We start from the raw sequence: 19070 nt of genomic DNA, 5'->3' as shown, positions 1-19070 counted from the left end.
TTAAAAGTAAAATGCCCCATATTGGGAAATCACCGCGCCTATTATATCCGACCGTTGTTCCAGTGCTTTATTTCTGGTCAGATAAATCGGATTTCAGCATTCACGGGCATGGTGACAACAGCCTTGAATTCTTTCAATACGGTGAGGGTATGTTCCTTTTTTGCTGGGATGATGAACACACTGTCCTTTCCCAGTTTATGTTCGCCATCACACATTTTTAAAAGGGCCTCCCCCTTTTTGACCATTACCACTGCTTCCCCGGTACTATGGTGGTGGGGCATTACCATGCCCGGTAACCCTATGACTTCCAATACCTTGTAGGTCTTACCTTTGACCATAACCTGTAATCGGGGCCTGTTCATTGTTTCCATAATCAACTACTTTTTGTTTCTCCCCACTGTTCCTTTTCGCTTTCAGTCCATAGCGCTGGGAAGAATTTGCGCTGTTGGTGTCTCGGATGTAGATACTTTTTCCACTGGGAACCCCCAGTGGCAGTTTTCTTTCCGTCTTTACTTTCCAAATAATGGGTGGCCGTCCTTAGGTGTACCAAGGGCCACTCCACATTGTAGAGATGGTCGAATTCCTTGAGGACATCCAAAAGTAGGGTTGATGGGTGCTGTATACCCTCTAGTTTATCCTGTAAGGTCTGCCCCCGTACCTTTTTGGCCAAAACCGTGAAATCCTCAAGGTATCTTTCCTCGAACCGTGCCAAGGTCAAGGTCTTTTTGCCCGTATTGCGATCATACCCGGCATCCCTCCAATAGATATGGTCAAAATAATCCTGTATGGATGGGTCTTTGGGGAGCCTTTTCCTACCTTCCGCATTTATGAGGTTTTCCAAAGGGGTACAAAGGAGCTCGATGTATCGGAACTGGGCGCTCTGAAAACCACTGGCAGGGGTCAGTGTCTTACGAAATTCCTGGTATTCCCCATAATCCATCCCATCCTTCATAATAGCAAAGGAATCGATCAGCATTTTGGTGTAGCGTATGCAGCGTTTGATCTTTGTGACCATCTGGTCCCCATCAACCCCCTCCCTGTATACAAGCTGCTCCAGTTCATGCCGCATCATTTTCAATAGGAGTTCGGTAACTTGGTGATACAGGATGAAGATGGTTTCATCCTTGAACGGGGTTCGGGGCCTTTGCAGGCTCAGCAAGGTATCGACCCCTATATAATCCCAATAGGTAATGGGCGCTGCATGAAGGAGTCCTTGTAGATGGGTTTCCGGGTTCTCACCCATTTCTTGGTACTTGCCAATGATCTGATCAATCGTATCGGACATATGCTATCTTTTAAAAAGTTTGGTCCCCAATAGGGACAGGCAGACCACCTTACAGATTTCAATACCCTCATAATACAGATGCAGGTATGAATTTTCAGGCTCCTGTCCTTGGAGCAATAGTTCCACCCGAACATTCAATGCCGGTAACAGCCAAACGGTCTGGAGGACCAATAAGGTCAACGGTATGGCGTATAGAATGGTTCTGGGTGAAGAAAAATGGGCCTTGCCCACTACAAAATTGCCCAGTATGATAAGGGCAAGTACCCATTCCACTTTGTTCAGGGCGCTGAACACCAAGCGGCCTATGCCCAATCCAAGGGGTACCGTTATGCCGGGGGCCTGGAACTTGAGCCAAGCCTCCATAAAACTGATGGCCCCGATAAAACCTATCCAAAGAAAGGAAGTGGCCAATGCAATGGGATATCGTACATGTGTCCTCATTTCATCTATTTTCATTAAGGTTGGAGCAGGCCACAATGTTGCGATGGAACGTTTCCGCCATTTTAGCGACCTGTATTTTGAATTCCTCGGTTTTTTGGCCTTCAAACAATTGATCCAAGGTGCCCTGGAACAATGTTACCCAGTGATCAAAATAATCCTTTCCATGGGGGAGATCCACATGGGGCAAAAAAGGATTGCCAAAATATATGGGATCATCGAGCAGTATGGAGTGCCAGAATCTGTACATTTTATTCAAATGACCGGGCCAATCCCCCTGCAAGGCCTCTTCGAACACGGGATCTAAAAGATCATCGTTACGCACCCGGTCATAAAAGACATCCACGAGAAGTTCAACATCATCCGTTGGCCGTATATCACATTTCATCAGAAAAAGGATTTGTAGAGTTCAGGATTCCAGTACATGATGGCATAGAAAAGGGCAAAACCAACAAAGATGACCAAGAGGGCCCATACCCAAGCCGGAATGGCCTTTGGGGTTTCCGATCCACGGATGACGAATGAATCGTTCGTCTCACTACCGTAGGCATTTATGGTAATGGAAACCTGCGTATCGACCACTTCATTATCCTTCAGGCCAACAACGGCAATTTCAGGACCATTGCGCACCTCAAAGGGAATGGTCCGTATCCCCTCCACATTGTTGGATGATCGGGCCACAATGCGCAGACTGTGTTTCCCATCGGGTATCTTGGTGGTATCCAGAACAAATTTTACGGGAGGGGAAAACTCGGCAAATGGTCTGGGTTCCGCGTCCAAATAAACCTTAATGATCCTATTGTCCTCCATGTTCCCTCAAATTATGGTCCCAGACAATGTTCTTGATATGGTCAGGTTCATGCTCCCGGGGCCGTACCAAAAACTTGATACTGAAAAATAAGGTGACGACCACCAATAGGATGGCGGACCATGTTATAATGTAATCCATATTGCCAGTAGGTCCCTGGCCATGTGTAATATTCTCAAAACCTTTGGGCTGATTTTTTTTGCATAGGTCACATGCCCATGCCACTTGGTGGCCCAGACCAAAAAGTATACCGTAAATGGGAATCAATCGTTTCATTTCCTAAGGGTTTAGATCTTTGTTTATGTATTCACGTATCTTACGGACCTCTTCTTCGGTTACCTTGGATCCGGTATTGCCCCAGCTGGTCCGTTCATGGGTCGCAATGGCTGCGATCTCGGCATCGGAAAGCTGATCGGCAAAGGCCTGCATGGTCGCAAATTCCGAACGTGCATCATAGCCCTGCAAAATGATCTTGATCATCAGCTCAGGGTCCTTATTATTGACAATCTCACTTCCGGCCAAGGGAGGGAATGCACCGACCACTCCCTTGCCATTGTCCTGATGGCAAACCGCACAGGTCTGCAAATACAGATTTTCACCGTTCAGGGAGTTGGTATCGTTGCCCTCCGGTGCGCCGGACGTTTGTTTGGATTCCAGGGCCGGGATGAACTTTTCTTCCCGTCCATCAGGCAAGCTCGTCTGTTGCAGTGATTGAAGGTAGGCAACCAGTTGTAAAGCCTCCTCCTTGGCAATAACGGTCTTGCCCGAGGGTGGGGCAAAAGCATCCGGAAGATTGACCACCTTCTCATCACCAGTGACGGTATTGGTATCCCTTATATCAAACAGCCATGGATACGAAGGCATGATCGATTGTCCAACGACCGAACGTGGATTGTACAAGTGGAGCAAGTGCCAATCAATGCTTGGCTGGCGTTTGCCGATATTGGTCAGATCCGGGCCAGTACGTTCACTGCCCAAAAGGGAAGGGGATTGCCGCCAAACACCCATGCGTTCCTTGCTGTAATAATAATCGGAAGGGATGGAGGGACGGTCTCCCCACATATTGTCCATTTCAATATTGCGCACCTGTTGGGTATGGCAGGAGACACAGCCTTCCCGAATGTAGATATTCAATCCCTCCCTTTCATTTTCTGTCATTGCGGGTTGCTGTGGCAAGGGCTGTACATCCTGCATTTGATAGGCGGGGAACACCGCGACAATAAAACTGAGGGTTACAAATCCCACTAGGGCTGCTATGACCAGTACTTTATGATTTTTATGAAAATCGAACATAATATTTTGACTTAATTGTTAACCTGTCCCACTTGGGATACACGCATAGGTTCAACCGACTTCCTTTTGTTTACCATAATGTAAAAGTTATAGGCAAAGACGAGGTGCGAGGTGAACATCAAAGACCCACCGATGGCACGCCATAACCAATAGGGTTTCATCAATATGACGGAATTCAGAAATGCATTGCCCTCAATCCAGCTCAAGCCCTTGTAGGTCCCGCCCACCATTAGGGACACCATGTAGGCAAAGAGTCCTATAAAGGCCATCCAGAAATGTGCCCCTACCAGGACCTGTGGTGGTTCCTTGCCGGTAAGCTTGGGCAAGATCGTATAGATACAGGCCCAAAGGATGAAGGTGATGATGCCATACATGGTCATATGTGAATGGGCCACATTGAAATCGGTAAAGTGCCACACGTAATTGGTAAACCTGAACGCTTGTACACTGCCTTGGGTGGAACCGACAAAATAAAAGATGACCCCGACCAGGAAGAAGGGAAGGACATAACTCTTTGATATATGGCTCCAACTTCCCCTCATGGTCATCAGAAAATTCGTTGTGCCGGCCACCACGGGAATGAACATCCCCGCACTGAAGACAATGGCGGTGGTCTGCAACCACCAGGGGAGGGGGCTGAACACGAAGTGATGCGTACCGATCATGGTATAGAACAGCATCTGGGTCCAAAACGCCAATACCCCCAGGGAATAGGAATAAATGGGCTTGTTCAATGAAGAGGGCAGGTAATAATAGATCAGTCCCAAGGTAAAGGTCATAAACCACATGCCCACCCCTTGGTGCATATAATATCCCTGTATAACGGTCTCGCCCAAGCCGTCGGAGAAAAAGGGCATATACCCTATAATGGCCAATACCGTGGTCCATATCAATGCGGCCAGCATGTACCAATTGGATACATAGATATCCGCTATTTTCCGGGAGGCAATGGTTTTGTAGAAATTCCAAAATGTAATGATCAGGCCAATGGCAAAGATCAGCATCACAGGCCAGGTGTATTCCCGGTACTCGCCACCGCCATTGTTGATTCCCGACATCAGGGAGAGGGTGCCCAAGAACACAGTGAGATTGATCAACCGCCAAGTCCACCATGCACTTCCATAACTATAGACCTTGGCATTGGAGGTACGGGCGATCACAAAATAACCAAGGCCGATCATGGCCAAGGAGGCCCACCCCCAAAATACCGCGTTCGTATGGACAGGGCGCAACCTTCCAAAGGATAGCCAGGAAAAATGGTCCATTTCCGGCCACAAGAACTTCATTCCCACGTATTGGCCCACCAAAGTCCCAAATACCAACCAGAACACGGACGCCCCCAAATAATAGGTAACGATCTTTTTGAGTTCATCTGGCGTTTCGATGCCCAGAGGTGTTTTTTTCTTTTCGTCGAACAGGGGATTTTCGGGTTCATGGGTCACCCTACCTATCAGGCCCTTTTCATCCACCGCTCCCTGGTCACTACCAAGTTCTGTGCCTTTCAGTCGATACTTCAATCCACTTTTACGTTGTTGGAGGATAATATCGATATCTTCCTCCTGGAGTGCCAATAGTTCTTCGTTGAAGGCAAGGTTCTTCTTTTCGATCTGTCGATGTTTCAACAGCTTTACATAGGAGTTGAGCCTCGACATGAAAATGAGGACCGCAATAAAAATAACAATGAAGACCAGGACCAAAGTGCCGATTATTCCAGGACTCGTTATCCAATTTTCCGAATTCACCGTTGTAGTTTGTGCCACCGCTGTAAAGGGTAGAAAAAAGAGTGATAAAATAAAGATCTGCCTACTATAATCCATTGTACATCTTAAATAGGACAAATTTGTCCGTTTTTTGTTTAATTTTTTTTACCCCTTTGAACGGCTTGTTACTGCAAACAACCTGTTCAATCGTTGGTATGAAGCATCCCGATATGGGTTCTCACCGACTTGGTACTGGCCTTCCCTTTGCGCAGAAATGTTTTGAAAGAAATCGTTCATCTCCCAGGGAGTCCCCAACCGGAACTTCCTGGTCATCCCCTTGATCGGGCAATCCACGCCACATCCTTGGGCGGTGGGATTCCCTTGACCCATGTGCGGCCGTAATGATCCAAACGGTACCTCTTTCGGTTTGCACCATTGGGGCACCTTGACCCTAAGTTCATTTGTAATCGATCCGTTTTGCATGGTTGGAAAAGGATTTTGGACAAAGATAACACTAAAAATAAATCGGACAAAAATGTCTTAAATAAATATCCATGAAAATATTTGATGCACCATTGCTTGGTTGGGAAAGATGGAAGGATAAGGTCGTATAGGGCTGAAAAATAAAGGACCATACTAAAAAAGCATGGCCCTTTGGAGGCATCATGAGTAAAAAATTGTGCCTGTATCGTTGTTCAATGATTTTACCTCATATTTGGATGGTCAACAATTCCCATGGTAAACCTATTCGGATAATTTTACCAAAGACAGGGCCGCAATGGCCATGACCAAGTCCCTCACGGCCACATCGAAATGATTGCCGGTAAAAATCAAAACCAATGCTATCAAGGTCAACCAGAGGGCGACTATATAACCACCGATTATAGTCCGTACAAAAACAACTACCCCGGCGGTAATCTCGATAACCCCGATAATACCCATAAAAATTCCTATATCCACGGGCAATGCTTCAATAAGACCGGTTGACATATATTGGGACCAATCCGTCAATAGATTCGTGAACTTGTCCAGTCCAGCTACGATTGGAACAATTCCAAACGTATATTTCAATAAATTTTGCACTTTTTGTACATTGGCAAGTATCATATTTTTACTATTTATGGTGAACCCTTTAGATGCAGATGTCATGGACGGGTTACAAAAAGTATGATATAAGTCTTCGCTTTTTATCTATTGTATTAAACATTAACCCAGTTCCATATGCTGAATCCTTTTAAGGACCAATTCCACAAGGTGGTCGCATTTGTGGTTGCCAAATTCAAATATATTCTTGGTGTTTGTGGCCGTGAAGATATAATCCTTGATCATGTTCCTCGCCCTGAACAATCGTACTTTTACATTGCTGACGGTCAGATCAAGACTTTTCGATATCTCAGGAATCTCCATGCCTTCCACCTCCCTAAGGATAAAGATGATCTTATACTTTTGGGGGAGGGTATCGACCGCCTTTTCTATAAAGGCAGTCGACTCTTTGTAAATGGTATTGTTTTCTGGGTTCATGACTGAAGTATCTGCAATTTGAAAAACACCCGTCTCGTATTCAAGGGCGGTCGATCTATAATTTTTCAGTTTTCTCTTTCGCTGTAGTGCCTCATTGATCCCTATCCGTACCAACCAAGTCGAAAAAGTAGATTCATTTTTGAATTGATATAATTTTTGATAGGCCTTTACATAGGCATCCTGCATGATGTCCTCGACATCGGTATCCTGATTGAAATAGCTCCGTACGGTACGAAACAATAACTCATTGTATCTCCTCATTAAGATTTCAAATAGTTCGGTCTCCCCATTCAATACTTTTTCCACTACCACATGGTCCGGTAGTATTTTTTCGGATTGGATAAAATCGTTTTTGCTTGCCACCATGATGTTCCATTTTTAGTTGGGCTACATCCATTGGATGCATTAATGTCTTTTCGGTTACAAAATTGAATAGTGGTTCCTTTAGGTCAGGATGGGTTTGGAAAAAGTTATTATATCGGTTCCGATATGGATCATACCGATTTTGAAAAAATTACTTCATCCGTTCCCATATGGAACGTATCCTGTTTTAGGGTGGAGAGGAGATAGGTGATGATGTCCTTTTTTGAAAAGGTCGATTTATATTCAAAACGGACAGCACCGCTGTTGGCAAAGCATAGGTTATGTTCATTGTTGCCATCCGACATATAAGGGATGTCATAAAACTGGGCCAAACGTTTTACAAATTCCATTTTTACATCCAAGGACAGGAGTTCGTCCCTTGAGTACATAGATCGGTTGGCGGTATTCCCAAAAATTTCTGAAAGTTTGACCTTCATGAGTCCTTGTTATTCAATATGCTTAAAATATTCAATTTTCAATTGGAACATCTCCGCCATCTTTTCCGCCCGAAACTTGGCCTCAGCGGCTTTTTCACCGGTAAAGTTCTCATCCACCGTTTCCATAAAGAGCTGCTTCCATCGGTCAAAATGTGTTCCTTGGACCGGTAGTTTGATATGAGGGGCTAGGGGACTACCATAATAGGTGTGTTCACCCAATAGCACTGTTTGCCAAAAACGGTACATTTTTTCCAAATGTGCAGGCCAATTGTCTTGGATCACTCCATTGAAAATATCCGACAATATATCATCCTTGCGAACCTTGCCATAGAAGATATCCACCAGTTGCCGTACTTCCCCCAGGGTTGCGATTTCCTTTTTTTGTCCCATCTTTTACATTACAATAACCATACACCAAGTTCCACTTATCTTTTTTGGATCTTTATCTGAGCAGGACTTGAAATTGGTGTAAAGATACGTAGAATTAAAAAATAACGGATATTTTTGTCCGAAATATTGTTGGCATGAATACCCCTATCAAAACACAAAAAAAGGAAATTAGGAAACGGATGCTGCATCAGCGCAACCTTATGTCTATGACCACCAAGACCCTCTATGATCGATATGTCTGTAAGACCTTATGGCAACTTATGGAACAGCGGGGATGCCAAACGGTCCACACCTATCTGCCCATGGGTTCCGAGATTGATATTTTTCCATTTATCGAACAATGTCTGGCCCATAAAAAAACTGTAATTTCTCCCCGGTCCTTACCTAAAAGGAGTTTCAAAAATTTAGTGCTTACCTCCCTACAGGATTTGGAACCTGGTATTTTTGGAACTGTTCATCCGGCAGGGGAAAGGGTTTTTGAAGGGACTTATGATCTAGTCGTGGTCCCCGGGCTGGCCTGTGATGGGAATCGATATCGGTTGGGGTATGGGGCAGGCTACTATGACACTTTTTTGGTGGATTTGAGCACATCCTTTAAAATTGGACTGTTTTATCCTTTCCAAAAAATGGATCAGTTACCAAAAGAGCCCCATGATGTTCAATTGGATGAAGTATTGTGCGACATAACCTTTGGAGATGATGCCGGCAAGTGAACTTTATGCGAGGAGTGATAGTGGCTGGATCATGGGATTAATCCAAAAGTAAAAGTAAAAGTAAAAGGATAATAGGTCGGAAACTTGATTTAAAACCAATTTACACATCAACCCCTTTTAGGGAAATGATCGTACCGTTCTGTTCGATTTCCGTTACGAGAACAGCTATGGACTTATCCTTGAAACTGCTGAGGATTTCTTCCTTGAACGGAGAAACGATATGGTGTACGGGACAGGGGTTTTCATTATTGCACTTGGAAAGTCCCAAAAAACAGTCATCAAATTTGTATTCCCCATCTATACTGGAAACAACCTCCCAAAGCGTATTTTCCATATTTTTTTGGTCCAAGAAAAAGCCACCTCCCGGGCCCTTACTTGAAGAAACCAATTTGTTCGTGGTCAGTTTGCGGAGCAGTTGCGCCAAAAATGGTTGTGGTACTTCCAGCTCCTCTGCAATTATTTTTGCACCTAACTTATTGTTTACGTTACCATGGATGGCTAAATAAACTACTGCACGAATTGCATATTTGCAAGCATTTGACAACATAGGATTCCCATATTTGAAGTATTCAAAGATAATAAAAAGATAATAAAAAGATAATTTTATCTTTAATTATGATTTTTATCATTTTTTGTGACAGTCAACGCATCTAGTTTCGCTCCACCAAGTCCCTGCCACAATGTGCCCTTGCCACAAAATTCAGTAAAAAGGGAACGGATCATGAAATAGCTAAACTATGAAAGGTGGACAAGAAATGAATTTTTTTATGCCAGGAATGGACCTTCAACATGAAATCCTAAGGCTCAAAAAAGAAAAAAATGCCATTATACTTTCCCATTACTATCAACGTCCAGAAATCCAAGAAGTCGCCGATCATGTCGGAGATAGCTTGGCGCTTTCACAGGCTGCAGCCCAGACCGATGCAGATATCATTGTATTTGCAGGAGTGTATTTCATGGCAGAAACGGCCAAGATCTTAAATCCGACAAAAAAGGTGCTGTTGCCCGACCTGAATGCAGGTTGTTCGTTGGCTGATTCCTGTCCGATAGCTGATTTTGAACCCTTTGTGAAGGCCCATCCGGAACATTTTGTAGTGACCTATATCAACTGCTCGGCAGAAATCAAGGCCTTGAGCGACTATGTATGTACTTCGTCCAATGCGCTACAAGTCATTTCGGATATTCCTGAAACCACTCCCATTATTTTTGCACCGGACAAAAATTTGGGTAACTATCTGATTGGGAAAACAGGTAGGGATATGTTACTTTGGGAGGGCAGTTGTCTTGTCCATGAAGCTTTTTGTATCGATAAATTGCTAGATCTATGTAAGGAACATCCTGATGCAATGATCATTGCCCACCCTGAATCGGAGGAACATATTTTAAGGACCGCAAGCTTCATCGGTTCCACCTCTGGCATGATAACCTATGTGAAACGGCATCCCAATAAAAAATATATAGTTGCCACGGAGGTCGGTATCCTTCATGAAATGCAAAAGGAAGTTCCGGACACCATACTGCTCCCGGCCCCGGTAGTGGAAGATAACAGTTGTGCCTGCAGTGAATGTGCCTTCATGAAGTCAAACACCCTTCTAAAAACATACCGTTGTCTTAGGGATGAAACCCCCGAAATAGAAGTTTCACGGGCCATTGCGGAAAAAGCGTGGGTTCCCATTGAGCGAATGTTGAAACTTTCCAAATAGGACAGAAATGGTTTCATTGGATTATCTAGTGATCGGTTCGGGAATTGCCGGACTTTCCTTTGCCCTTAAGATGGCGCATAAATGTCCAGATCGGACCGTCTTTATCGTTTCCAAGGCCGATGAAGACGAATCCAATACCAAATATGCCCAAGGTGGTGTTGCATCCGTTTCTGATTTAGGGGAGGACTCCTATCAAAAGCATATATCCGACACCTTGATCGCGGGAGACGGTCTTTGTGATGCGGCCATAGTGGAGATGGTTGTCAAGGAAGGCCCGGAACGGGTAAGGGAACTGATGTCCTGGGGGGTCCGTTTTGATACGGGCAAGAATGGTCGGTTGGCATTGGGTCGTGAAGGAGGCCATTCGGTGCATCGTATCCTACATCACAAGGACTATGCGGGGTATGAGATTGAACAGGCCCTTCTGAATCAGGTGCGTCAGCGACCCAACATCAGAATTTTTCAACACCATTTTGCCATAGACCTCATTACGGAACACCAACTCCATGGGGCCAATCCGGCCCCAACGACATGTTATGGGGCCTATGTACTAGACCAAAAATCCGGTATTGTGGAAACTTTCCTCGCAAAGTACACTGTCTTGGCCACAGGAGGAGTGGGCATGGTCTATGGCCACACTACAAATCCTATCATCGCCACTGGCGATGGCATTGCCATGGCGTATCGGGCAGGGGCACGGATCCAGGATATGGAGTTTGTCCAATTTCATCCCACGGTTCTCTACGATGGTAAGGCAGGCCGGTCATTTTTGATTTCAGAGGCCGTGAGGGGCTTCGGAGCATATTTAAGAAACAAAAAAGGACATAGATTTATGCCGGACTATGACACTAGGGCTGAACTGGCACCCCGTGATATCGTTTCCCGATGCATTGACCAAGAGTTGAAAAAATTTGGGGACCCTTGCGTTTTTCTCGATTGTACACACCTTGATATAAAAGCTTTCAAGGCACATTTCCCCAACATTTATGACGAATGCCGGACTAGACATATCACTATTGAAACAGATTGGATTCCCATTGTCCCAGCAGCGCATTACCTCTGTGGAGGAATTGTCGTGGATCCAAACGGAAGGACAACCATAAATAACCTATTCGCCTGTGGGGAATGCTCGCGGACAGGTTTGCATGGCGCCAATAGATTGGCATCCAACTCTTTATTGGAAGCTCTGGTATATGCCCACAATATTTTTGAGTATTTGGACCACCAAGAAACATTCCCGGAAGCCCTTACCATACCCCAATGGGACGATACGGGAACACGGTTTGCCAAGGAAAACATCCTTATCAAACACAACACGGCCCATTTACAGGCACTTATGCAAGATTATGTGGGGATTGTACGAAGTACCGACCGTTTGCATAAAGCCATCAAACATCTGGATGTGATATATAGTGAAATTGAGGTACTATACCGGACCATGAAAGTGGACGTGGGTATTTGTGAATTGCGAAATATGATCAATGTGGCACATCTTATCATCGGGCAGTGCTTGAAAAGAAAAGAAAATATAGGTGGGTTCTACAACATTGATCTTGAACCTATCAAAAATAGTCAATACCTAAAAAATACAGACGGCCTATGACAAAGCAGGTACATCATTTGGTTCAAGAAGGTATCCGCAAGGGGATGGACTACGCCGGGTACATTTCAATGATGAACGACCTTGTCGCTAAAGGTAAAGCGACAGGAACCGAGCAAAGCGAAGAAAGGATTGCCAACATAAAATTAAATGCCCATAGATTACGAAGGATCGAAAAAACAATCACCATTCCAGATGAAAGACTTGATGTGTTCCGCAAGCTCCCAGAAAAGCAAGTTTGGCTGGTATTGCTGGAAAGTTGGTGCTCGGATGGGGCACAGGCCATACCCCTTCTTCATAAGATTGCCAAGGCATCCTCGAAAATTGAACTACGATTGGTGTTAAGGGATGAAAATCCACGGCTCATGGACTGTTTTTTGACCAACGGGACCCGTTCCATTCCCAAGCTGATTGTCACCAATAGTGCCGGAACGGTAATACAGGAGTGGGGACCAAGGCCGAAAACGGCTTCCAAAATGGTAGCTGAATATAAAGAACGAAACGGAAAAGTGGACGACAACCTCAAAAAGGAGCTACAGATGTGGTATCATAGGGATAGGGGCAACACCATGTTGGAAGAACTTATAGAAATGGTCCAGTCCCATTGATATGGGTTTCTTGGTTTAGGAAAATATAATATCCACCCCTCCATAAAAGAGGGTAAGAGGTTTCACCCAGACCATGTCCATGGACTGAAAAGCTCATGTGATGGTGAGGTGGTGTCCCTATTGGGCGTTGATGGTTTTCAAATCATGGATCTCAACCGAGAAATTGCCCAGAACGGTCCTGAAACGATCCAAGGCCCTTACCATTTGGGAGTTGTCCAAAAAGGCTTTGCTGATGTTCCCCAACAGGGTCTGATAGTAGGATATCCCATCGTTTAAGTTGTTGGTGAAAGTGGTTAGATACGCCAATTGCCTCGGGGTTGTGGAACCTCTGGTTTCTTCGATCTTGATTTTGAGATAATCAATATAAATAGTAAGCTCCTTGATGAACATATTCGGTCGATCGGTACGTTCGATCAAATTGGATGTGCCATAAATATGTTGTGTCATTTCCCTAAGACCTGTGATTTTCGAAAAGTAGGCCATGTTGGGGCCGGGACAAATGGAAACACCTTTTCCTTCTGCCTTGGTGTCCAATCCATATTTTAATAACGCTGCGGTTCCCAATCCTACACAGGCACAGGATTTCTCAACAATTTTGTCATATGCCTCTTGATGTTTTTCCGGAGTAAGGTTCATGCCGTCCAACGCTTTTAATTTCAAATGTTGGTATTGTCGTGACGCTGTACAAATGCCTTCATTGGTGAATTCTTTGTTCATGGCAACATATTTTTTTGGACAGGCACTTCCTGGCCTACCTTTTTCAATGTTGACCCTCTTTTCCAAATCTTTCGTATTTCCTTTCAGACTATTAAAAGGGACACCCAAGGGCGAGATATTGCTCAGATAAAGATCCTGTTCTTTGGCCTTGGACAATTTTTCCATTGTGGAGTCATCAACCGTGGTGACTTCGGGCACCAACAGGAACGGGGTTCCCCAACCTACGGAATCCAATTTATAGTGCTCCAATAGAAAATTGTGTTCTTCCGCTGTCCCCACCCCACCTTGTGCCGAGATTTTGATGGGTAGGGGAGATTGGGGGACATAGCGCTTTTTATGCATAAGGGCCTTTGCAAGAATGGAATGGATTTCGGCCACGAGTTCTTTTTTCCGATCTCGGAACTCTGCCAATATCGGTCCCATCAGATGACCTTCGGTCGCGAAGGCATGCCCACCGCAATTCAATCCCGATTCGATCCTGTATTCCGAGACCCAAAGCCCTTTTTTGGCCAGGAACTTGCCTTGGATCATGGCCGATCTATAGTCACTCACCTTTAGGATGATTTTCTTTTTAATGAACCCGAAATCGTCGGGATAAAAATCTTCAAACTCCTCGATGTACCCATACAATCGAGGGTTCATGCCCGCTGAAAAAACAACCGAAGAGTTCAGATTACTTTCTGCAAAGCCCCTAAGTGCTGCATGGGCATCATTGTATATCTGGCCCAAAGGAACCTTTTTTCGATAATTCTCCCGATCCAGTTTCGTCATGATGTTCACTTCAATGTTTCCCATGGCAAGATTTGAATCAAGAAAATTTTTGGACAACTTCGGATTATGGCTGCCCAGACTTACATTTTCAAACTTCTTCTTAAGCGATGAGGTGTTCGGCAACATATCGAAATATTGTTTTAGCCCATCGCTTAAACCGTGTGTGACGTCCTTTAGCTGTTCGAATTTTTTTTCTGCCAGATCCTTGATGAGATTGAGATAGGAACTGATTCTTTTGGCCCTGAAGTCGATGCTATTTTCAGTGATCTCCTGATAGGGTATTTCAAATCTTTCACAATACATCTTTCGCATTTTTTCCAAAAGAATATCATCTACCAGTGAAATCGTCGAATCTATGCCAAAGTGTGCCACTTTCAACGGGGTGTCAATGGTAAATGCTATTCCCATTACCGGTATATGGAATGAATGTGCTGTCATATGTCGTATTTATGTTGATTGTCCAAAGGCCTTGTCCAGTTGATCATATTGAATTCCTATTTTTTTGCGAACCACGCATTCCATGCATGTAAATCGATAAGGAAACGGTTCAAAGAGCATAAACCATATACGGGTCGAGGAACGCTGGCACTATTTGGCGGGGATTATATTTTTATGGTTTCTTGAGTATTACTTGCTTTTTGACCTGCCAAAAGGATTTCAGCTCTTTTATCCATCACAGTGCTTTTGGCCTGTTTCAAATGATAGTGCCGCAATCCATGTTCCTTTTGCCGGCCCGAACTAAAGTTGGAGACCCGTTTGAGGTATCCGATGACCCTGGTGGCATGGTCCACATCCTGTGAATGGCATGCGCTGCATTCCCAAAGGGTGCGTTTGTCGATATGGGAACAGACATTGCAAATGGTGATTCGGATATTGAAGCAAAAATAATTGCATCCAGCGTTGGCCGTGGCATGGATCAATTTTTTGAATCCTTCTTGGTTCGGGGTTTCCTCGAGATTGAGGTGGAGCGCCGAACCCCCGTCCAAATATTGAATGGTCTCCTTGCCATGCAATACAATTTTGTCCAAGGCATTGGTCTGTTCATCCTCTACGATATAGAAATAGGAATTGTAGCAGTCCCGGGGGACGAAAAGGCCGTCTTCCCGATCCCATTTGGCATTTTTGACACCCAGGTTCTCGGCGGGGACGAATTCGGTGTTGAACATGTACCCATAGGTTTCCCTGGCCTTTCTGTTTTCCTGATAGATGGCCTTGAGATAACAGTTGACGAAGTCCTTGTACTTTTCATTGTTGCCCACTTGGATGCCTTGGCTTTCCGCAGCCTCGACCATCCCGTTGATGCCCACGGTCAGGAACTGCTTGTCCAGGGAGATCAAACCGGCATGGTACACCGGCAACATGCCCGCCTTTTCGTAGTCATCGATGAGCTTTCTAAAAGCGACCTGATATTTGTGTACCTTTTGGACCTCTTCCACAATATCCGCCCCTTGCTGCACCAAGCGGTTCATGTTCAGGGTGATGACATTGATGGAACCTGTGGCGACCCCTCCGGCCCCCAGGGAATAGCTAAAAGTATGGTCGCTGATCTCATTGCGCAGGCGACAGCAGGAAGCCAGGCTGTCGGCGTTTTCGGATTGGTAGATGAAAAAGGAGTTCCCCTTGCCCAGTTCATGGGCACATAGGTCCGTAAACTCCGTATCGACCGGAGCCCCGTCCTTGATCAACATGGCGGCGGTGACCACAGGGAAGGTAAGGATGGCCTTGGTTCGCTCTTCGTTGAACCAGTCCATAAAGAAGGCCTGAAGCCTTTTGACACTTTCCCATTGGGGCCTGCCCATATCAGGAAAGACAAAATCCCCGAACATATTGTCAAAGTAGGGTCTGTCATAAATGGAAATGTTCCAGAACACGGATTGGTAGCCCCTGGCCGCGGCAGGTTGGTTGATGGCGTAGACGACATGCTGCAAATGGTTGGCAATGATGTTCTTGTGGGTCACCAGATAGTCGGGCCCATAGTCCTTGGCCGCGAAGTGGTCAAAATACATCAAGAACTCCACGGTGGCCAAGGCCCCTGCGAATTGTGAACTTACCGCAAAGACCAAATTGACGAATTCCCCGCAAAAGCTTTCCAAGTGTTTTGGGGCCAAGCTTTCCCCACCCAGTTTGGTCAGCCCGTCCAATAGGAAGGGATACATGCTTATGGAGGCGCAGTAGGGTTTTAACGAGGTCTCATCATGGACGTAGATCTCGTGCGATTCTATCTGCCTCACATATTCATCAGCCAGGTCCTTCCCGAACAGTGAGGCGATCTTCTGTTGGACCAAGGCCCGGTTCACCTGGATATTGATATCCTTATTGAGCTCGGCTTCCATGGTGGCAATGTTCTTGGAGGTGACATTGGCATTGGCGTCAACCTTGGAGCCGTCAGCAGCATTGTCGGAATGCAGGTAATGATCGATGAAAGCAATTTTTTTGGCAATCTGTTTGTCGGTAAGCCGTATCATATGGAATATTATTTAGAGATGAATAAATGGTTGAGCGATTTATTGGTCCTCACTTCCCGGAAGACCTGATTGGTGGTCGGACTGTCCAATCCCCCAAGGGCTTTGTCCCAATTTCCCGTCTTGATATAGGTCAGATGTTCAAGGATATCAGGGGATACCCGATCGGCTCCGGTATACAGGCATGTCCTATATCCCAGTTCTTGGGCTTGTTTCAAATACCTTACCAATGCTCCCGGGTGCCATTCACCCCCCATAAAGAGTACGCAGCTTGCAAGTCCTGCATATTGGTCGAGGTACTTTTGATAGTCCTTGGAGGTCAACTCAGAGCCACTACCTTCCTTCCACAAAAAAGGGGAGTGGCAGCCCTTGCAGCGCAAAGGACACCCTGAGATGGAAAAGCAAAGACTGACCTCTCCTGGAACCTCTTGGAGCACTACCTGAAAATGATGATAAAACATATATGGTGCAATTCATTTAAGTTCATTGTATAAAATTAGACCAAGGGTTTAGGGGATAATCGGGGTAGGGCAAAAGTTATAAAGAGACTTATTAACAATAAAATGACCTTTTTATCATTTATATATACGATCAATTTAACCTTTGATTAAGTGGTACAACTTAATATCCTAATTGGAAGGCTGGGGGATTTTTATAAATACGCCTGTAGGAGGTATGGTAGGAAGGTGCTATCCCATCCGCGTGGAAGAACTAACCCAAATGTAAAATAATGATTCCTGTACTGAATAGCACACTCAAAATTAATATATTGAATGTGGTCAAAGGTTTCAATTGTGCCAATACGGCCCCGTTGAACGCCATGCAGAAGATGGTGACAAAAAACAATAAGGTCATTTTTACCGCGGTATCCAATGCTCCCATCAACAGTACCATTGCTGCTGCAGAGCCCAAACAGCTTTGCCCTATGATCGCTATGGTGGCGTAGCCCATCTCACCTCTCTTGTATTCCAAGAACAGACGCTTGTGAAGGTTGGTAAGGACATTGCCTTTGCTTTTAGTTCCAGAATGGGTCATAGGTATTGTCTTTGAATTTTTCATGATTGTGATATTTTTCTATTAGGTCCAATTGGGCGTCACTGGCAATTTTTTGAATTTCATTGAAGAGCTGGCGTTCCTCATAGCGTATATGTTGTTCCAGTTCCTCTTCAATCTGTACCAACCTTCTGATCAGGTCAACATTGGATGTAAATAGCCTGACCAACCTTCGATGTTCCCTTAACGCTTTTTTAATTTTTGGGTTGCCCATACCCAGGATGGGAAAGATGTAAGTTTCTTCCAATTCAAAATGTGGGATCAAATGGGTCTTAAAGAACCAATCCACATAGGTCTTTATGCGTTCCGGTGCTACCTTTTTTGAAAGTCCCGTACGAATCTTCCAACATAGGAGCAGGCCGTGATGGTGTTCACGGCTTACTCCCTGTAGGGCCTTGTGACGTTTGATGGGTGTTCCAGCCATAAGGGCTTTAGTTGCTAAGCACTTCTTTTTCCAATATTTCTGCTTTTGGGAACAGGATATTGTTCTCCAAATGGATATGTCGATGAAGGTCTTCCTCAAATTCCTGAAGAAGGGAAAAGGTAACCCTGTACGTATTGCAGGCATCGGCAGGGGGGGTGTAATCGCCGCTCAGGGCGGCGATTTTTCGGAATCGCTCCCCTTCATTGTCATGCTCCTCCATCATCATTTGAATAGGGTTATGGACTGTACCAAATTGTGGTGGTCCCAAGGTCTTTCCATCTGCCGTTCCCGCCACCATTTTACGGATCCAGGGAAACAGGACCAGTTCTTCCTTCTTCATGTGCATGGACAGTTCGCCGGCAGAACCGGTGAAATGTTCAAAAATACCAAACAGTTCAGGGTGTTTGTTGCCGTGTACTTGACATAGCTTGTTAAGATATTGTTTTAATATCGGGATACGTTCCTCTACGTACCGATGGTGCTTTTTTTCGATATAGTCGATCAAAAGGTCCAAAGGCCATGTATTGAAATCGGGCTGATCCGTTTGACTGTTCCGCTGGACTTCATCCAGTTCTTGCAATAACACTTCCTTGTCCAGACCATTTTTGTCGGCAACTTCCTGTAAGGTCCGATTGCCTTTGCAGCAAAAATCGATCTTGTGGTTTTTAAAGACCTGGGCGGTACGGTAATCCTCGGCCACCATCTGGCCCACTGTTTTTTCGATGGTATCGTTCATGATATTAGAATTAAATGTTATTTTAATAAATAGGACAAAAATGTCCTT

Annotated in this window: 24 protein-coding genes; 4 read left to right on the top strand and 20 right to left on the bottom strand. The window is 45.0% G+C overall.

Features of this window, described 5'->3' with window-relative positions; all coding sequences use genetic code 11:
• Positions 1-77: 77 nt before the first annotated feature.
• The 13 genes from K1F36_RS15905 to K1F36_RS15845 form a co-directional block, all read right to left on the bottom strand.
• Entirely contained in the window at positions 78-371 is a 294-nt protein-coding gene (locus tag K1F36_RS15905) for a cupin domain-containing protein (protein WP_220114715.1), read from the bottom strand.
• Between the two features lie 2 nt (positions 372-373).
• The gene (locus tag K1F36_RS15900; RefSeq protein WP_220114714.1) at positions 374-1285 is read right to left on the bottom strand and encodes a tryptophan 2,3-dioxygenase family protein; all 912 of its coding nucleotides are present in this window, start codon (positions 1283-1285) and stop codon (positions 374-376) included.
• A gap of 3 nt (positions 1286-1288) precedes the next feature.
• Entirely contained in the window at positions 1289-1726 is a 438-nt protein-coding gene (locus tag K1F36_RS15895) for a hypothetical protein (protein WP_220114713.1), read from the bottom strand.
• Position 1727: 1 nt separating this feature from the next.
• Positions 1728-2111, bottom strand: coding sequence for a group III truncated hemoglobin (locus K1F36_RS15890; RefSeq protein WP_220114712.1), 384 nt, complete (start codon positions 2109-2111; stop codon positions 1728-1730).
• Complete coding sequence (locus K1F36_RS15885) at positions 2111-2533, bottom strand: cytochrome C (RefSeq protein ID WP_220114711.1); 423 nt, start codon at positions 2531-2533, stop codon at positions 2111-2113. Before K1F36_RS15885 ends, K1F36_RS15890 begins: the two co-directional genes overlap by 1 nt.
• Positions 2520-2807 (bottom strand): hypothetical protein, encoded by a 288-nt coding sequence (locus K1F36_RS15880; RefSeq protein ID WP_220114710.1) that lies wholly within the window; start codon positions 2805-2807, stop codon positions 2520-2522. Before K1F36_RS15880 ends, K1F36_RS15885 begins: the two co-directional genes overlap by 14 nt.
• A 3-nt stretch (positions 2808-2810) precedes the next feature.
• Positions 2811-3824: a cbb3-type cytochrome c oxidase subunit II gene (locus K1F36_RS15875; RefSeq protein ID WP_220114709.1), complete on the bottom strand. Its 1014-nt coding sequence runs from the start codon at positions 3822-3824 to the stop codon at positions 2811-2813.
• An 11-nt stretch (positions 3825-3835) separates the two neighbouring features.
• Positions 3836-5641, bottom strand: a complete 1806-nt coding sequence (locus K1F36_RS15870) for a cbb3-type cytochrome c oxidase subunit I (protein ID WP_220114708.1) — start codon at positions 5639-5641, stop codon at positions 3836-3838.
• Between the two features lie 48 nt (positions 5642-5689).
• A complete protein-coding gene (locus K1F36_RS15865) occupies positions 5690-6007 on the bottom strand; it encodes a hypothetical protein (protein ID WP_220114707.1) in 318 nt (105 codons plus the stop codon).
• A 261-nt stretch (positions 6008-6268) separates the two neighbouring features.
• Positions 6269-6631, bottom strand: a complete 363-nt coding sequence (locus K1F36_RS15860) for a hypothetical protein (protein ID WP_220114706.1) — start codon at positions 6629-6631, stop codon at positions 6269-6271.
• A gap of 99 nt (positions 6632-6730) precedes the next feature.
• Positions 6731-7411: an RNA polymerase sigma factor gene (locus tag K1F36_RS15855; protein WP_220114705.1), complete on the bottom strand. Its 681-nt coding sequence runs from the start codon at positions 7409-7411 to the stop codon at positions 6731-6733.
• A 128-nt stretch (positions 7412-7539) separates the two neighbouring features.
• Positions 7540-7845 (bottom strand): hypothetical protein, encoded by a 306-nt coding sequence (locus K1F36_RS15850; RefSeq protein WP_220114704.1) that lies wholly within the window; start codon positions 7843-7845, stop codon positions 7540-7542.
• 9 nt (positions 7846-7854) lie between these two features.
• Complete coding sequence (locus tag K1F36_RS15845) at positions 7855-8235, bottom strand: group III truncated hemoglobin (protein ID WP_220114703.1); 381 nt, start codon at positions 8233-8235, stop codon at positions 7855-7857.
• Positions 8236-8369: 134 nt separating this feature from the next.
• Here K1F36_RS15845 and K1F36_RS15840 point away from each other — a divergent pair, with 134 nt between their 5' ends.
• Entirely contained in the window at positions 8370-8948 is a 579-nt protein-coding gene (locus K1F36_RS15840; protein ID WP_220114702.1) for a 5-formyltetrahydrofolate cyclo-ligase, read from the top strand.
• Positions 8949-9048: 100 nt separating this feature from the next.
• Here the strand turns inward: K1F36_RS15840 and K1F36_RS15835 are convergent, their stop codons facing one another.
• Complete coding sequence (locus K1F36_RS15835; RefSeq protein ID WP_220114701.1) at positions 9049-9495, bottom strand: RrF2 family transcriptional regulator; 447 nt, start codon at positions 9493-9495, stop codon at positions 9049-9051.
• 190 nt (positions 9496-9685) lie between these two features.
• Between K1F36_RS15835 and nadA the strand changes: the two genes are divergently transcribed.
• Genes nadA through K1F36_RS15820 form a run of 3 tightly spaced genes read left to right on the top strand, consistent with a single transcriptional unit; the run spans position 9686 to position 12859 of the window.
• Positions 9686-10651 carry a quinolinate synthase NadA gene (nadA, locus tag K1F36_RS15830; protein ID WP_220114700.1) on the top strand — a complete coding sequence of 322 codons (966 nt, stop codon included), beginning with the start codon at positions 9686-9688 and terminating at the stop codon, positions 10649-10651.
• A gap of 7 nt (positions 10652-10658) precedes the next feature.
• Positions 10659-12254 carry an L-aspartate oxidase gene (gene nadB / locus K1F36_RS15825; RefSeq protein ID WP_220114699.1) on the top strand — a complete coding sequence of 532 codons (1596 nt, stop codon included), beginning with the start codon at positions 10659-10661 and terminating at the stop codon, positions 12252-12254.
• Entirely contained in the window at positions 12251-12859 is a 609-nt protein-coding gene (locus K1F36_RS15820; protein WP_220114698.1) for a thioredoxin family protein, read from the top strand. The genes nadB and K1F36_RS15820 overlap by 4 nt, the downstream gene beginning before the upstream one ends.
• A gap of 117 nt (positions 12860-12976) precedes the next feature.
• On the opposite strand, the gene K1F36_RS15815 is transcribed toward K1F36_RS15820, so the two are convergent.
• The 6 genes from K1F36_RS15815 to ric form a co-directional block, all read right to left on the bottom strand.
• A complete protein-coding gene (locus K1F36_RS15815; RefSeq protein WP_220114697.1) occupies positions 12977-14785 on the bottom strand; it encodes a hypothetical protein in 1809 nt (602 codons plus the stop codon).
• A gap of 164 nt (positions 14786-14949) precedes the next feature.
• The gene (nrdD, locus tag K1F36_RS15810) at positions 14950-16812 is read right to left on the bottom strand and encodes an anaerobic ribonucleoside-triphosphate reductase (protein WP_220114696.1); all 1863 of its coding nucleotides are present in this window, start codon (positions 16810-16812) and stop codon (positions 14950-14952) included.
• A gap of 8 nt (positions 16813-16820) precedes the next feature.
• Positions 16821-17270: an anaerobic ribonucleoside-triphosphate reductase activating protein gene (gene nrdG / locus K1F36_RS15805; protein WP_072880170.1), complete on the bottom strand. Its 450-nt coding sequence runs from the start codon at positions 17268-17270 to the stop codon at positions 16821-16823.
• 250 nt (positions 17271-17520) lie between these two features.
• Complete coding sequence (locus K1F36_RS15800; protein WP_258539112.1) at positions 17521-17868, bottom strand: hypothetical protein; 348 nt, start codon at positions 17866-17868, stop codon at positions 17521-17523.
• Positions 17825-18286 carry a hemerythrin domain-containing protein gene (locus K1F36_RS15795; RefSeq protein ID WP_072880166.1) on the bottom strand — a complete coding sequence of 154 codons (462 nt, stop codon included), beginning with the start codon at positions 18284-18286 and terminating at the stop codon, positions 17825-17827. Before K1F36_RS15795 ends, K1F36_RS15800 begins: the two co-directional genes overlap by 44 nt.
• Positions 18287-18293: 7 nt before the next feature.
• The gene (gene ric / locus K1F36_RS15790; RefSeq protein ID WP_220114695.1) at positions 18294-19022 is read right to left on the bottom strand and encodes an iron-sulfur cluster repair di-iron protein; all 729 of its coding nucleotides are present in this window, start codon (positions 19020-19022) and stop codon (positions 18294-18296) included.
• Between the last annotated feature and the right edge of the window lie 48 nt (positions 19023-19070).

The organism is Flagellimonas abyssi, assembly GCF_019457905.1.
In the GTDB taxonomy this organism is placed as follows: Bacteria; Bacteroidota; Bacteroidia; order Flavobacteriales; family Flavobacteriaceae; genus Flagellimonas; species Flagellimonas abyssi.
Note: the sequence above shows the minus strand (reverse complement) of the source record. Positions and strands in the feature narration are given on the sequence as shown.